The 267-nt window shown below is 61.8% G+C and carries 1 pseudogene; it reads left to right on the forward strand.

Annotated elements, in window-relative coordinates:
- A pseudogene (locus tag SB764_RS40830) lies at positions 1 to 267 on the forward strand (ABC transporter ATP-binding protein); the annotation flags it as partial.

Here is a 267-nt window from a genome sequence, read left to right on the forward strand (position 1 = left end):
CGACCCCCAGACGTTGATCCTGGATGAGCCTGTCAACGGGCTGGATCCCGAAGGCGTCCTCTGGGTCCGCAACTTGGTCCGCTACCTCGCCAGCCAAGGTAAGACCGTTTTCCTGTCGTCGCACCTGATGAGTGAAATGTCGCAAACCGCGGATCACCTGATTGTCATCGGTCGTGGCAAAATCATCGCGGACGCGCCGGTCAAGGACATCATCGCCGGTGCGCAGCAGGCGAAGGTCCTGGTGCGGACGTCCGCGACGAGCCACAG

The sequence above is a fragment of the Paraburkholderia sp. SIMBA_027 genome (genome assembly GCF_046535315.1).
Lineage (GTDB): Bacteria > Pseudomonadota > Gammaproteobacteria > Burkholderiales > Burkholderiaceae > Paraburkholderia > Paraburkholderia tropica.